General features: G+C 70.3%; 11 protein-coding genes. All 11 read right to left on the bottom strand.

What is annotated here, in order from left to right; all coding sequences use genetic code 11:
* Positions 1–63 precede the first annotated feature (63 nt).
* The 11 genes from secG to uvrC all read right to left on the bottom strand — a co-directional run bounded on the left by secG (position 64) and on the right by uvrC (position 14,807).
* Positions 64–297 (bottom strand): preprotein translocase subunit SecG, encoded by a 234-nt coding sequence (gene secG, locus LZ495_RS25105; RefSeq protein WP_308268639.1) that lies wholly within the window; start codon positions 295–297, stop codon positions 64–66.
* A gap of 159 nt (positions 298–456) precedes the next feature.
* Positions 457–1,242: a triose-phosphate isomerase gene (gene tpiA / locus LZ495_RS25100; protein WP_235055190.1), complete on the bottom strand. Its 786-nt coding sequence runs from the start codon at positions 1,240–1,242 to the stop codon at positions 457–459.
* A gap of 39 nt (positions 1,243–1,281) precedes the next feature.
* The gene (locus LZ495_RS25095; protein WP_235055138.1) at positions 1,282–2,469 is read right to left on the bottom strand and encodes a phosphoglycerate kinase; all 1,188 of its coding nucleotides are present in this window, start codon (positions 2,467–2,469) and stop codon (positions 1,282–1,284) included.
* Positions 2,470–2,680: 211 nt separating this feature from the next.
* Complete coding sequence (gap, locus tag LZ495_RS25090; protein WP_235055137.1) at positions 2,681–3,685, bottom strand: type I glyceraldehyde-3-phosphate dehydrogenase; 1,005 nt, start codon at positions 3,683–3,685, stop codon at positions 2,681–2,683.
* A 294-nt stretch (positions 3,686–3,979) separates the two neighbouring features.
* Complete coding sequence (locus LZ495_RS25085) at positions 3,980–4,573, bottom strand: hypothetical protein (RefSeq protein WP_235055136.1); 594 nt, start codon at positions 4,571–4,573, stop codon at positions 3,980–3,982.
* Between the two features lie 313 nt (positions 4,574–4,886).
* Positions 4,887–8,021, bottom strand: a complete 3,135-nt coding sequence (locus LZ495_RS25080; RefSeq protein WP_235055135.1) for a M14 family metallopeptidase — start codon at positions 8,019–8,021, stop codon at positions 4,887–4,889.
* 332 nt (positions 8,022–8,353) lie between these two features.
* On the bottom strand, positions 8,354–9,625 hold the full coding sequence (locus tag LZ495_RS25075) for a GNAT family N-acetyltransferase (protein ID WP_235055134.1): 1,272 nt from the start codon (positions 9,623–9,625) through the stop codon (positions 8,354–8,356).
* A 180-nt stretch (positions 9,626–9,805) separates the two neighbouring features.
* Positions 9,806–10,786 (bottom strand): DNA-binding protein WhiA, encoded by a 981-nt coding sequence (gene whiA, locus LZ495_RS25070; protein WP_235055133.1) that lies wholly within the window; start codon positions 10,784–10,786, stop codon positions 9,806–9,808.
* On the bottom strand, positions 10,777–11,772 hold the full coding sequence (locus LZ495_RS25065) for a gluconeogenesis factor YvcK family protein (RefSeq protein ID WP_235055132.1): 996 nt from the start codon (positions 11,770–11,772) through the stop codon (positions 10,777–10,779). Before LZ495_RS25065 ends, whiA begins: the two co-directional genes overlap by 10 nt.
* A gap of 7 nt (positions 11,773–11,779) precedes the next feature.
* Entirely contained in the window at positions 11,780–12,712 is a 933-nt protein-coding gene (rapZ, locus tag LZ495_RS25060; protein ID WP_235055131.1) for an RNase adapter RapZ, read from the bottom strand.
* A 55-nt stretch (positions 12,713–12,767) separates the two neighbouring features.
* A complete protein-coding gene (gene uvrC / locus LZ495_RS25055; protein ID WP_235055130.1) occupies positions 12,768–14,807 on the bottom strand; it encodes an excinuclease ABC subunit UvrC in 2,040 nt (679 codons plus the stop codon).
* Between the last annotated feature and the right edge of the window lie 33 nt (positions 14,808–14,840).

Raw genomic sequence — 14,840 nt, 5'->3', positions numbered from 1 at the left:
CGGAGTGCGCGCGAAGGCCGGGTCCGCAGGACCCGGCCTCAGGCGCGCGCTGCCGGCGGGCGACTACTCCTTGAGCAGCAGGCCGAGGACCACGATCGTGACGAACCACAGCGAGCCCACGATGATGGTCAGCCGGTCGAGGTTCTTCTCCACGACCGAGGAGCCGCCCAGCGAGGAGGACATGCCGCCGCCGAAGAGGTCGGACAGGCCTCCGCCCTTGCCCTTATGCAGCAGGACAAGCAGCACCATCAAGGCGCTGAAGATGATCAGGGCGATCGAGAACGTGGTCTCCCACACCTGGCCCAACTCCTTTTCGGAGAGTGCGCGGGGCCCTTCCCTGCACTCTTCGGACGCGCGGCCAGGGGTTCCTGGCCTCGGACAGGGTACGCCGTTCTCCCGCTCCGGTGGGAACCGGAACGGGAGAACGATCACATCCCTGCGACGTGTGTGACGTGCTTAACCTACGGCCTGGTCCCGGAAGCGGACCAGCTTGACGAACTCCTCGGCCTCCAGGCTCGCACCGCCGACCAGGCCGCCGTCCACGTCCGGCTTCGCCATGATGCCCGCGACGTTGGACGGCTTCATCGAGCCGCCGTACAGGACGCGGACCTTGGCGGCCAGCTCGCCGTCGTACAGCTCGGCCAGGCGCGCCCGGATCGCCGCGCACACTTCCTGGGCGTCCTCGGGGGTGGCGACCTCGCCGGTGCCGATGGCCCACACCGGCTCGTACGCGATCACGATCTGCTCGGCCTGCGCGGCCGGGATGCCGGCCAGGCCGCCGTCGACCTGCGCGAGCGTGTACGCGACGTGCTCGCCGGCCTTGCGGATGTCCAGGCCCTCGCCGACGCACAGGATCGGCACGATGTTGTTCGCGAAGGCGGCCTTGGCCTTGGCGTTGACGATCTCGTCGGTCTCCGCGTGGTACTGGCGGCGCTCGGAGTGGCCCACGGTGACGTAGGTGCACTTGAGCTTGGCGAGCATGGAGCCCGCGATCTCGCCGGTGTACGCGCCGCCGGTGTGCTGCGAGACGTCCTGCGCGCCGAAGACGATGCGCAGCTTGTCGCCGTCCACCAGGGTCTGCACCGAGCGCAGGTCGGTGAAGGGCGGCAGCACCGCGACCTCGACCTGGTCGAAGTCCTTGTCGTCCAGCGCGAAGGCGAGCTTCTGCACCAGGGCGATGGCCTCGAGGTGGTTGAGGTTCATCTTCCAGTTGCCGGCCATCAGCGGGATGCGGCCGGTCACGGCGGAGCCCGCCGGGTTCTTCTTCAGCGACATGGTGCTTCAGCCCTCCAGGGCGTCGAGGCCGGGCAGGGTCTTGCCCTCGAGGTATTCCAGGCTCGCTCCGCCTCCGGTCGAGATGTGACCGAACGCGTTCTCGTCGAAGCCCAGCGTACGCACCGCGGCGGCGGAATCGCCGCCGCCGACGACCGTGAAGGCATCGGCGTCGACCAGCGCCTGCGCGACCGCGCGGGTGCCGCCGGCGTACGGCGCCATCTCGAACACGCCCATCGGGCCGTTCCAGAAGACCGTGCGCGCGTCCGCCAGCTTGGCGGCGAAGAGCTTGCCGGACTCCGGGCCGATGTCCAGGCCCATGCGGTCGGCCGGGATCGCGTCGGCCGCGACGACACCGTGCTCGGCGTCCGCGGCGAACGCGGCAGCGGCGACGATGTCGACCGGCAGCACGAACTCGACGCCGTTCTCCTCGGCCCGGCGCAGGTACTCGCGCACCGTGTCGAGCTGGTCCTTCTCCAGCAGGCTGGTGCCGACCTCGTGCCCCTGGGCGGCGAGGAAGGTGAAGACCATGCCGCCGCCGATGAGGATGCGGTCCGCCTTGCCGAGCAGGTTGTCGATGACGCCGAGCTTGTCGGAGACCTTCGACCCGCCGAGGACGACCGCGTACGGCCGCTCGACGTTCTCGGTGAGGCGCTTGAGCACGTCGAGCTCGGCGGCGATCAGCCGGCCCGCGGCGTGCGGCAGCTTGCGGGCGATGTCGTAGACCGAGGCGTGCTTGCGGTGCACCGCGCCGAAGCCGTCGCCGACGTAGAGGTCGGCGAGCAGGGCCAGGGCGTCCGCGAACAGGCCGCGCTCGGCATCGTCCTTGCTGGTCTCGGCCGCGTTGAAGCGGACGTTCTCCAGCAGCGCCACGTCGCCGTCGCCGAGGGAAGCGACGGTCTCGCGGGCGCTGTCGCCGACCGTGTCGGTCGCGAAGGCGACCGGCTTGCCGAGCAGTTCGCCCAGGCGGGCGGCCACCGGGGCGAGCGAGTAGGCCGGGTTCGGCTCGCCCTTGGGGCGGCCGAGGTGCGCGGTGACGACGACGCGGGCCCCGCGCTCGGCGAGGGCCTGGATGGTCGGCAGGCTCGCGCGGATGCGGCCGTCGTCCGTGATGGTCGCGCCGTCCAACGGCACGTTGAGGTCGGCGCGGACCAGAACGCGCTTTCCGGCGACGTCGAGGTCGTCGATGGTCTTCATGGTTTTCGGTTCATCCTCGCGAGGGGCGGGCCGCTGAGGGAGGCGGCCCGGATTCGACCAAGGGGTACGACATGCGAGCGGGTGCGCGCGGGCCCGGACGACATGGTCGTCCGGGCCCGCGCCCGCTCACCCGGCCTGACGTGCCGTCAGGCGGAGCAGGCTGCCTGCCGCGGCCTTGCGGCCGGCGGCCGGCTCAGTCCGGCTCGGCGGCTCAGAGCTGCGAACCGACCAGGCCGACCAGGTCGACGAGGCGGTTGGAGTAGCCCCACTCGTTGTCGTACCAGCCGACGACCTTGACCTGCTTGCCCTGCGCCATGGTCAGCTTCGAGTCGAAGGTGCACGACGACGGGTCGGTCACGATGTCGGAGGAGACGATCTCGTCCTCGGTGTAGCTCAGGAAGCCCTTGAGCTCGCCCTCGGCGGCCTTCTGGAACGCGGCGTTGACCTCGTCCTTGGTGACCTCGCGCTCGAGCTCGACGACCAGGTCGGTGACCGAGCCGGTCGGGACCGGGACGCGCATGGCGATGCCGTCCAGCTTGCCGGAGAGCTCCGGCAGGACCAGGGCGGTGGCCTTCGCGGCACCGGTCGAGGTCGGGATGATGTTGGTCGACGCGGCGCGCGCGCGACGCAGGTCCTCGTGCGGGAAGTCCAGCGTCACCTGGTCGTTGGTGAACGCGTGCACGGTCGTCATGAGGCCCTTGACGACGCCGAAGTTCTCCAGGAGGACCTTCGCCATCGGCGCGACGCAGTTGGTCGTGCAGGAGGCGTTGGAGATGATGTTGTGCTGCGCGGCGTCGTACTTCTCGTGGTTGACACCCATGACGACGGTGATGTCCTCGCCCTTGGCGGGCGCCGAGATGATGACCTTCTTCGCGCCGGCGGCGAGGTGCTTGCCCGCGTCCGCGGCGGAGGTGAAGCGGCCGGTCGACTCGATGACGATGTCGGCGCCCAGCTCGCCCCACGGCAGCGCGGCCGGGTCGCGCTCGGCCAGCGTCTTGAAGGTCTTGCCACCGACGGTGATCGAGTCGTCGGTGTGCGTGACCTCGCGGCCCAGGCGGCCCAGGATGCTGTCGTACTTCAGCAGGTGGACCAGCGTGGCGTTGTCGGTCAGGTCGTTGACGCCGACGATCTCAACGTCTGCGCCCGAGGCCAGAACCGCGCGGAAGAAGTTGCGGCCGATGCGGCCAAACCCGTTGATACCTACTCGGATCGTCACGAACCGATCTCCTCTTGGTGCGCCGGAGGGATGCCCTGATAGATGACTCCCGGCCGACGCGTTGGAATCGTCAAGCCGAGACCAAGTCCGACCCTATCGCGCCCCTTACCTTGCTCGTGACCCGGCGTCCACAGGCCAAGACGACAAGCCGCGCTGTCGCTAAGTCGATCTGCACCGGCATCCTCCGGGCCGGCCGCAGAGTCCCGCCCGGCCCCCGGACATGCCGGAGGCCCGGCAGCGGATGCGTCCGCTGCCGGGCCTCGGGAAGTACTTCGGGTGGTGCAGGTGCTGCGGTCAGCTCTTGTCGCCGACCGTCTTGGCGACCGCGCCGCCGAGCACGGTGCACACGATCAGCCACAGCCAGTCCTGGCCATCGACCGCGTCGCCCCAGTAGTCCTCGATGTAGCTGCTGAACGAAAATGCGTCCATGGCCTGGCTGAAGGTGAGCGGCGTGTTCTCGGTGTAGTTCAGCAGGAGGCCGAAGTACTCGCCGATGAACGACGCCGCGAACGCCAGCAGCGCGCCGACCGCGATCAGCGCGGTGTTCTTGCCGCCGACCTTGCCGACCACGGCGCCGATGATGGCGCCGACGCCGATCGTGATGTAGCCGTACTTGTCGTCCGACTGGCCGAGGATGAACGCGTAGATCGCGCCCAGGACGACCGCCGTCACGACGCCCGCGGCTATGCCGGCGCCGAGCCGGGCCGGACGCTGCGGCTGGCCGCCGAAGCCGGGGCCGCCGCCGTACGGGCCGCCCTGCTGCGGGCCCTGACCGTACGGACCCTGCTGGCCGAAGGGCGGCTGCTGCTGGCCGTAAGGCGGCTGCTGGCCGTACGGGCCCTGCTGCGGCTGGCCGTACGGGTTGCCGGGGCCGTTGTATCCACTCACGAGATTTGTGCTCCCAGGGACGCTTGCGGGAAGGACGACGAGGCTAGCGGCCGCTACTCCCACGCGGGAACCCGGTACCGCGGCGGATCGTTGAGAGGCCCGCAAGAAGGTCGGCTATGACCTGATTGGTCGGCAATTTCGAGGGAGTCCCCTCACGGTCCGCGCTCCCCGAGCTTGCCAATGTGCGCCTACTGCATGTGCTTTGCGCGTGCACAACGCGCCGGGACCCCGGCGGACCTGGTCCACCGGGGTCCCTCTCTGCGTGCCGTACACGTATTACAGGTTGCGCTGTTCCTCGCGGCTCACCTGAAGGTCACTTGCCCAGCAGGTAGTTGACCGCCCGGCCCAGGACCGCGTTCTTGTCGGCCTGGGTGGCCAGCTGCTCGATGCCGAAGCCGAACACCACCGAGTCCTCGGTCGCGATCACCGAGTTGCCGAACACCGCGTTGGTGTGCAGGAACGCGGCGGGCGAGTGGTCGCCGGGCGGCGCACCGGCCAGCGTCCACGGCCCGAGGCCGTTCTCGAAGCCCTCGGTCTCGACCGCGGTGCCGTTCTTGACGAGCTTGGCTTCGTCGATGAACAGGCCGACGCCGCCCGAGCCCGGGTCGGTGACGTAGCTGATGGAGACCTCGATCTGCTTGCCCGCGTAGGCACTCAGGTCGAAGGCCACCTCCTGCCAGCCGCCGGAGTTGGCGGTGAAGGCGTTCCACGCACCCGAGGTACCGGTCGGAGCACACGGAGTGCCGACCGTGAGGTAGTGCGCCAGGTGCGGGTGGCCGCCCACGTAGAAGCCCGCCGAGCACTCGGCCGGGACCGCAGTGGAGCTGCGCCCGTTGAGGTCCGGCAGCGTCGTCCAGTCGTCCTGGCCCACGGTGTGCGCCTCGACGATGACGTTGTCGTAGCTCTCCTCGGTGTCCCAGGACATCTGCGCGGTCAGCTTGGCCGCGTCCGCCGCGGTGACCCCGGTGAGGTCGATCGTGCGGGTCAGCCGCATGTACGAGTCGTCCTGGTGCGGACCCGCGATGTACTTCGAGCCTGTGTACGGCGTGTACGGACCGGACGGCACGCCCGCGTACTCGGCGACCGGCCGGCTGGTGAACTGCGGGAACTGGCCCGGCGGGAGCACGGTGCTGGTGGTGAGGAACCCACCGGCCTCGTTGACCGGGTTGCTCGCGGTGCCGGGCAGGCCGGCATTGACGCCCGCAAGCGGGGCCTGGGTGCCGGTCACGCCGTTGACCCCGTTGACCGAGCCCCGCCCGTAGACGCCCAGGTAGTACTGGGTGAAGTCGTCGGACAGGATCTCGCAGTCGTCACGGAAGCTGGTCGTGATGCGGCACGGCTGGTCGGGCGCGCCCTTGAGGCCGTAGTAGATGCCGCCGCCGTTGGCGCCGCTCAGCGGACCGTAGTACGCGGTCGTCTCGCCCGCGTACACGAGCTTGCCGCCGTCGTTGAGGTAGTCGCGCACGTTCATGGTCAGCTCGAACGCCCGGTCCGCCACCGTGGAGTCGGGGACGTACTGGTTGCCCACCCGGGTGAGTTCGTCCGCGGCGTCCATGGTGAGCCGGTTGTCGCCCAGGTACCAGACCACCGCCTTGAAGTGGCCGAGCACGCCGAGCGCGTCCGGCACGCCCTGCTTGTCGACGTCCCAGAACGCCGCCTTGGTGCCGGTCGAGCGCACCGCGGCCAGGTACTCCTCGGCGTACTTGGGCGCGTTGGTGCCCGCCGGGTACGTCGGGTTGACGCCCTTGTAGTCCTCGTTGGCGAGGACCAGGACCTCGGCGCCCTGTTCGACGCCGGTGGCGACGGTGTAGGTGAAGTGCTCGGACTCGACCTTGCCCTTGCCGGGCTTCTTGGCCGTGAACCACACCTCGACGCTGTCGCCGGGCTTGTTGTTCTTCACATTGGCCCGGTACGACTTGTACCAGTTCAAGCCGTCGTCGCCGTAGCGCTCGCCACCGTAGTAGCCGAGCACGCCGTCGGTCTTGACCTTGCCGCCGTTGACCTTGTAGTTGATCTTGACGTCGGTCAGCTTCTTCTTGGCGTCGAGCGCGATCTCCTGCGAGTCGCCCTTCTCCGCGTAGGAAGTGCCGAACTTGTGGACCACCAGGTCCTTGGCCGACATGCCGACCGAGGACACCGGCTCGTCCGGCTCCCAGGCCGACTTGGCCACCGAGACCGCGAACGGGATGTTGTTGGCGAACTCCCGCTGGATCAGCGTCTCGTCGTCCGGGAAGCTGAAGATGCTCTCGCAGTCGGCCGGGTCCCAGGCGTCGTTCGGGTCCCAGGCCGAGGCGGTCTCGCAGGTGGACATCTCCGGCGTGAAGGCGAGGCTTCCGCGCACGGAGTCCGCGTGGCCGTCCGTGTCGCCGTTGGTCGCGTAGAGCGAGGCGCCCAGCTGCGGCACGAAGCCCGGCACCGCCGGGTTGGCCGGGGTGCCCGCGAGGGCGGACATGATCTGGTCGTCCGGGCTCGGGGTCGAGACCTGCCAGCCCACGCCGTACAGCAGCAGCTGCGCGGCGGAGTGGTAGTTGACCACGAAGCGCGGGTCGATCCGGTCCATCAGGCCGTCGATCGCCTTGGTCTCCGGCTCGGAACCCGGGCCGGGACCGCGGTACGTGTCGTTGAACGGGTCAGGCGACGAACCCTCGTTGTCGTAGCCCCACTTGTACGGGAAGTTGCGGTTGGGGTCGACACCGTCGGCACCCGAGATCACGCCGTTGCCGTCGTTGTCGCGCAGGTTCTTGCGCCACAGCCGCTGGTCAGGCTGGAACGTCCACTCGTAGCCGTCCGGGTTCGCAGAAAGCACGAACCACAGCTCGGTCTCGTCGACGATCTGCTTGATCTCCGGGTCGCCCGCGTTGTAGCCGTTGACGTAGTGGTGGAGCAGGCGCCGGTTCATCTCCGGCGTGATCCACTCGCGGGCGTGCTGGTTGGACATGTACAGGACCGGCGCCTTGGTGCCGTCCCTGGCGGTCTTGGCCTCCGTGGAGACCTTGATCGCCAGGATGTCCTGGCCGAGATGGGTCTTGCCGATCGACACCAGCTTGGTGATGTCCGGGTTGGCATTGGCCACCGAGAGCAGTTCCTCGGCCAGGCCGCCTTCGCCCGCATAGTGCTTGTACACGCCGGCCGCGGCGACGGAGGAGCGTGCCCCCGCCTTCGACTGGCTGCTGCTCCGTACCTCCAGGGCGACCCCGTTCTTGCCGAGCTTTGCCGCCTCGGCCTCGGACAGGATCAGCTCCGACTTCAGCTTGCCGTCGCCGGCGACGCTGGTGGGCGTCTCGACGCGGTCGATGCCCAAGGCGGAGATCTTGTCGGCGTCCTTGGCGTCATACGTCGCCAGGTACGCCTTCTTGCCCGAGTCGCCGGCTTTCGGCAACTGCACGTCCGAGATCTTCGTGACGATCGGGTACGGGTCGGCCTCCTCCGCCGCCTGTGCCCCCGGCATCACCGAAACCATCGTCGCGACCAGGGATATGGCCGCGATTCCGGTGGCAGCGATGCGCGTAGATCGTCGGGAACCCTTGATGCGTCTCACTCAACCCCCTGATGCGAGTGGGCAGGCGCGTGGGGATGAAGCCCGGCGGTCCCCCGCCCAACCCCCTTGTCTCCGGGAGCTGTTGAAGTGGCGTGAGACCAGCCGTGCTACACGCGTTTCGCATGGTACGGGAATCCCGATACGGGACAAGGCGAATCACAAAACCGCTGGACGGTCTTTGCTGTCCGCTCAACGATCAGTTGGTGTGCCCTGCCTCCCGAGCCCCGGAATGGCCCGCAGGCTCAGAACCAGTCCGGACACCAAGGCGCCCGCGCGGTACGGAACATCACCTCGGCGCGCGCCACCGCGCCCGGGATCAGCTCGTTGATGGCCCCCGCTTCGGCAAGGCGTACCGCGGACCCGCCGCCCAGCGACAGCGAACCCAACGCGTCGACGCCGAGCACCAGTTCGGCCGGCTCGTCGGTACGCGCGCACGACGCGCCCTCCGGACCGCCCTCGAGGACGTAGCGGCCGGCCGCGTAGCCCATCGCGTCCTCGACCTCCAGCACCAGCCGCCCGGAGACTGCATAGGTGCGGGCGCCCAGGACGGCCGGCACGTCGAGCAGCCGCACCCACACGAAGTCGCGGGCGCTGTCCCAGGTCACCGCGCGCGGGTTGGTGAACCGCTGCGGCAGCAGGTCGTCGCCGGGGCGCTCGCCGGCGTGGATGCGCACGACGTAGTCGACCTGCGTGGCGTACTCCCACAGCGCGGCCTCGGCGGCCCGGGAGTTGGCGATGAGCTGGTCGGCGTGCAGCGTCGCCTTGGGGACGAAGTCGTCCCACTGCTCGTCGATGCGGTACGCCAGGTAGCCGGTCGGCACCCCGGCAGGGTCCCGGTACACGGCGTAGAACCGGTGGTCGACGGCCTTGCCGCCGGGCCGCTGCCGGACCGCGGTGTAGAACGGCCACCACATCCAGCGCCGGGTGATCGCACCGGGCGTGCGGCGCCGGAACTCCTCGTGGATGTCCGGGCCGAGCTCGGTCATGGTCTCCGGCGAGACCAGCTCGATGCGGCCGCCCGGCTCCTTGTGCGCGAGTTCGGCATCGGTCAGGCGCGCGTGCGCGAGGTCGACGCGGTAGAGCGAGTAGTCGGTGGCGGGGCCGAAGCCGAAGCGGCCGTAGATGTTGTACTCGGCGGCGATCAGGATGGCCATCGCCTCGCCGCGCGCCGCCGACGCGTCCAGATCGGCCCGCATCATGCGGGTGAGCAGGCCGCGGCGCCGGTGCGTCGCGCTCACGGTGACGTTGGTGACCGCGCTCATGGGCACCGACGCGCCGCCGGGCAGGGCGATCTCGCCGGGCCAGCTGCGGAACGTCCCCACGATGGCCGCGCCGTCGAACGCGCCCTGGGTGCGGTCGATGTCGACGACCTCGCGCAGGTAGTCGCCCCACTGCGCACGGATTTCCTTGGTGTAGTCCGGGACCCGCAGGAACCCCACGTCCATGGCGAGGCCCCAGGCGCTGAGTTCGTCCTCGGTGACGTTCCGGATGTCGATGTCCGACTCGATGTCCATGGGGTCCTCTCGGCGGGGCGGCGCACGGTATGCGGCGAAACGTCGGGGCCCGCGCGGACCGATCGGATCCGGCCGCGGGCACGAAAAAGCCGACCGAAGAAACCTAGGGCTCTTCGGTCGGCGTTTTCGACTGATTTTCTCCTGATTGCTGCGCTATTCCGCGCGCAATGGCCAGTGCTGCTACGAAACCAGCATGTCCGCGGTCAAGTTGGCGTCGGTCCCCGGCAGTCCCAGGTCGCCGGCCCGCTTGTCGGCCATCGCCAGCAGGCGGCGGATCCGGCCCGCGACCGCGTCCTTGGTCAGCGGCGGGTCGGCCAGGCCGCCCAGTTCCTCCAGCGACGCCTGCTTGTGCTCCAGCCGGAGTTTGCCCGCCGCCGCGAGGTGCTCGGGCACCTCTTCGCCGAGGATCTCCAGGGCGCGCTGCACACGTGCCCCCGCGGCCACCGCCGCACGGGCCGAGCGCCGCAGGTTCGCGTCGTCGAAGTTCGCCAGCCGGTTCGCGGTCGCCCGGACCTCGCGCCGCATCCGGCGCTCCTCCCAGGCCAGCACGCTCTCGTGCGCGCCGAGCCGGGTGAGCAGCGCACCGATCGCGTCGCCGTCCCGCACCACCACGCGGTCCACGCCGCGCACCTCGCGCGCCTTGGCCGAGATGCTGAGCCGCCGGGCCGCGCCGACCAGTGCCAGCGCCGCCTCGGAGCCCGGGCAGGTCACCTCGAGCGCCGAGGACCGGCCGGGCTCGGTCAGCGAGCCGTGCGCCAGGAAGGCACCGCGCCACGCCGCCTCGGCGTCGCATGTCGCACCGGAGACCACCTGCGGGGGCAGGCCGCGCACCGGGCGGCCGCGGGCGTCCAGGAGACCCGTCTGCCGGGCCAGCTGGTCGCCGTCCTTGGCCACCCGCACGACGTACCTGCTGCTGCGCCGCAGCCCGCCGGGGGCCACCACCACGAGGTCGGACTGGTGCCCGTACACCTCGAGGATGTCCTTGCGCACCCGCCGCGCCGCGGCGCCCGTGTCCAGCTCCGCTTCGACGACGATCCGTCCACCCACCAGGTGCAGACCCCCGGCGAAACGCAGAAGGGCCGAGACCTCCGCCTTGCGACAGCACGACCGCGTCACCGGGAGCCGACTTAGCTCGTCTTTCACTGCTGCCGTCATCGCCATGGCGCGATCCTTTCACGATCGACGAAGATCCGGCCGTAGGCGGCGGCCAGGCGGCCCGGATCGTGTCGCGGTGTGCCGTCCCCGACCGCGACCGGGGTGAGGAGCACCTGGCCGCCGAGCGCGGCGGCCGCCTTGGCCAGTCCGTCCACGTCGTCCACCAGGTCGCTGTCGCCCAGGACGAGGTCGAAGGTCAGGCCGGGAGCGTGCTCGGCGAGCACCTCCAAGTGGCGCTCCGGGGAGAAGCCGTCGGTCTCGCCGGGCTGCGGGGCGAGGTTGAGGGCGAGCACCTTGCGGGCCTTGGTCTCGACCAGCGCGGCGGCCAGCTCGGGGACCAGCAGGTGCGGCAGGACGCTGGTGAACCACGAGCCGGGGCCGACCACGACCCAGTCCGCGTCGCGGACCGCGGCGACCGCCTCGGGCACCGCCGGCGGGTTCTCCGGGATCAGCCGGATGCCCAGCACCTCGCCCGGCGTCTTGGCCAGCATGTGCTGCCCGTGCACCTTGGTCACCGCGGTCGGCGCGGTCCGCTCGTGGCCGCGCACGTCGGCCTCGATGTCCAGCGGCACCGCGGACATCGGCAGCACGCTGCCGTGCGCGCCGAGGAGCCGGCCCATCCACTGCAGGGCCTGCACCGGGTCGTCGTCCAGCAGCTCCCACAAGGCGACGATCAGCAGGTTGCCGACCGCGTGCCCGTTGAGCTCGCCCTCGCAGCGGAACCGGTGCTGGATCACCCGGCTCCAGGTGTTGCCCCATTCGTCGTCGCCGCACAGCGCGGCCAGCGCCATGCGCAGGTCGCCGGGCGGCAGGACACCCAGGTCGCGGCGCAGCCGGCCGCTCGACCCCCCGTCGTCGGCGACCGTGACCACCGCGATCAGGTCGTCGGTCAGCCGGCGCAGCGCGGACAAGGACGCGAAAAGGCCGTGGCCGCCGCCGAGGGCGACGACCTTGGGCCCGGTGTGCCGGGCGTACTCGTATCCGTTGTTCACGTATGCATCACTCGCGTCCCTTGTCGCGGTGCACGACCACGGACTCCACACCGTCTTCCTGCATGCGCTTGGCCAGCCGCTCGGCCATCGCGACGCTGCGGTGCTTGCCGCCGGTGCAGCCGACGGCCAGGGTCAGGTACCGCTTGCCCTCGCGGCGGTAGCCCTCGGTGATGATGCGCAGCAGCTCGGTGTAGCCGTCCAGGAACTCCTTGGCACCGGGCTGGTCGAAGACGTACCGGGCGACCGGCTCGTCGGTGCCGGTGAACGGGCGCAGCTCCGGGATCCAGTGCGGGTTCGGCAGGAACCGGCAGTCGACCACCAGGTCGGCGTCCACCGGGAGGCCGTACTTGAAGCCGAACGACATGACCGTGGCCTTGAGGCGCGGCTCGCTGGAGCCGGCGAACTGCGCGTCCATCTTGGCGCGCAGCTCGTGCACGTTCAGGTTGGTGGTGTCGATCACCAGGTCGGCCTGGCCGCGCAGCTCGCGCAGCAGGGCGCGCTCGGCGTCGATGCCGTCGACGATGCGGCCGTCGCCCTGCAGCGGGTGCGGGCGGCGGACGTTCTCGAAGCGGCGCACGAGCGCGTCGTCGGCGGCCTCCAGGAAGACGATGCGGCGTACGACCGCGGCCGTCTCCAGCTGGGTGAGCGCCTCGCGGAGGTCGTCGAAGAAGGTCCGGCCGCGGACGTCGACGACGACCGCGATCCGGGCCACCGCGCCCTGGGTGCGCGCGCCGAGGTCGACCATGGCGGGGATGAGGGAGGGCGGCAGGTTGTCCACCACGAACCAGCCGAGGTCCTCCAGCCCCTTGGCGGCGGTGGACCGGCCGGCTCCGGACATGCCGGAGATGATGACCAGCTCGGGGATGCCGGGCACCGGCTCGGGAGCCGTGCCCGCCGAGCCTGCCGCGCTGTCCGCGGTACTACTGGCGGCGTCACTCATGACCGGCTCCGCGTGGCGACGCTGCGGTGTCTCAAGGTTCCTCCACCCTGGCTGTTCATTCGGTACTTCCACCAGAACGATCCGGGACCACGATCTCATCCGGGGCGTCCGTGGTGATCTCTCCGGTGGCGGTGTTGACCGCGATCTTCGGGGCGGCCCCGGCGAGCGCCCCGAGGACGTTCTCGGCGGTGCGCCGGCCGATGCCGGGCACCTCCATGACCTGCTCGACGGTGGCCGCCTTGAGCTTGCGCAGCGAGCCGAAGTGGTCGAGCAGGGCCTTGCGCCGGGTCTCCCCCAGACCGGGCACGGTGTCCAGCGCGCTCGTCGTCATGGCCTTGGAGCGCTTGTTGCGGTGGTACGAGATGGCGAAGCGGTGCGCCTCGTCGCGCACCCGCTGCATCAGGTAGAGCGCCTCGCTGCTGCGCGGCAGCACCACCGGGTCGTCCTCGCCGGGCAGCCAGACCTCTTCGAGCTTCTTGGCCAGGCCGCACACCGCGACGTCGTCGACGCCGAGCTCGTCGAGGGCCCGCTTGGCGGCCGCGACCTGCGGCTGCCCGCCGTCCACGACGACGAGCTGCGGCGGGTACGCGAAGCGCTTGGGCTTGCCGGTCTCGGGGTCGATCGGGCCGCCCGGGAGCGCGCTTTCGGGGGTCTCCGACGCCTCGATGCCGGCCAGCTCGGGTTCGCCGGTCTTGGCGCGCTCGGCGATGTAGTGCTTGAAGCGGCGCGTGAGGACCTCGTGCATGGAGCGCACGTCGTCCTGGCCCTCGAAGGACTTGATGGCGAAGTTGCGGTACTCGCTCTTGCGCGGCAGGCCGTCCTCGAACACCACCATGGACGCCACCACTTCGGTGCCCTGCAGGTGCGAGATGTCGTAGCACTCGATGCGCAGCGGCGCGGTGTCCATGCCGAGCGCGTCGGCGATCTCCTGGAGCGCGAGCGAGCGCGTGGTGAGGTCGCCGGCCCGGCGGGTCTTGTGCAGCACCAGCGACTGCTGGGCGTTGCGCAGCACGGTCTCCTGCAGGGCCTTTTTGTCGCCGCGCTGCGGGACGCGCAGGTCGACGCGCGAGCCGCGCAGCCCGGAGAGCCACTCGGCCACCGCGGCGGGCTGCGCCGGGAGGGCGGGCACCAGGACCTCGCGGGGCACCGCGTCGCCGCTCTGGTCGCCGTAGATCTGCTGGAGGAAGTGCTCGACCAGGTCGCCGGGGGTGACGTCCTCGACCTTGTCGACGACCCAGCCGCGCTGGCCGCGGACCCGGCCGTCGCGCACGTGGAAGATCTGGACGGCAGCCTCGAGTTCGTCGTCGGCCAGGGCGATCACGTCGGCGTCGGTGCCGTCGCCCAGCACGATGGCGTTCTTCTCCATCGCGCGCGTGAGTGCCGCTATGTCGTCGCGCAGCCGGGCGGCCTTCTCGTACTCCATGTCGGCCGCGGCCTGCTTCATGCCGTTTTCCAGGCGGCGCAGGTACGGGCCGGTCTGGCCGGCCATGAAGTCGCAGAACTCGTCGGCCAGTTCGCGGTGCTGCTCGGGAGTGACCCGGCCCACGCAGGGCGCCGCGCACTTGCCGATGTAGCCGAGCAGGCAGGGCCGGCCGGACTGCTTGGCGGCCCGGAACACGCCGTTGCTGCAGGTGCGGACCGGGAAGACGCGCAGCAGCAGGTCGACGGTCTCGCGGATGGCCCACGCGTGCCCGTACGGGCCGAAGTAGCGCACCCCCTTCTTCTTGGGGCCGCGCATGACCTGCACGCGCGGGAACTCCTCGTTGAGCGTGACGGCAAGGCTCGGGTAGCTCTTGTCGTCGCGGTACTTCACGTTGAAGCGCGGGTCGTACTCCTTGATCCAGGAGTACTCCAGCTGCAGCGCCTCGACTTCGGTGCCGACCGTGGTCCACTCGACCGAGGCGGCCGTGGTGACCATGGTCTGGGTGCGCGGGTGCAGCCCCGCGAGGTCCTGGAAGTACGACGAGAGGCGCTGGCGGAGGTTCTTGGCCTTGCCGACGTAGACGACCCGGCCGTGCACGTCCCGGAACCGGTACACCCCGGGGTCGGTCGGGATCTCGCCCGGTTTGGGGCGGTACGTTGCCGGGTCGGCCATCGGTCCTCAGTTTTCTCTCGCGGGTTTCTCTCG

The organism is Yinghuangia soli (assembly GCF_021502675.1).
Taxonomy (GTDB): Bacteria; Actinomycetota; Actinomycetes; order Streptomycetales; family Streptomycetaceae; genus Yinghuangia; species Yinghuangia soli.
The sequence above is the reverse complement of the archived record's forward strand: the minus strand, read 5'-3'. Positions and strand labels throughout refer to the sequence as shown.

Bases quoted from the DNA above. Each gene is read 5' to 3' on its own strand.
- LZ495_RS25095 (WP_235055138.1), bottom strand. From the start codon at position 2,469: ATGAAGACCATCGACGACCTCGACGTCGCCGGAAAGCGCGTTCTGGTC.
- LZ495_RS25080 (WP_235055135.1), bottom strand. From the start codon at position 8,021: ATGCCGGGGGCACAGGCGGCGGAGGAGGCCGACCCGTACCCGATCGTC.
- LZ495_RS25075 (WP_235055134.1), bottom strand. From the start codon at position 9,625: ATGGACATCGAGTCGGACATCGACATCCGGAACGTCACCGAGGACGAA.
- whiA (WP_235055133.1), bottom strand. From the start codon at position 10,786: ATGGCGATGACGGCAGCAGTGAAAGACGAGCTAAGTCGGCTCCCGGTG.
- rapZ (WP_235055131.1), bottom strand. From the start codon at position 12,712: ATGAGTGACGCCGCCAGTAGTACCGCGGACAGCGCGGCAGGCTCGGCG.
- uvrC (WP_235055130.1), bottom strand. From the start codon at position 14,807: ATGGCCGACCCGGCAACGTACCGCCCCAAACCGGGCGAGATCCCGACC.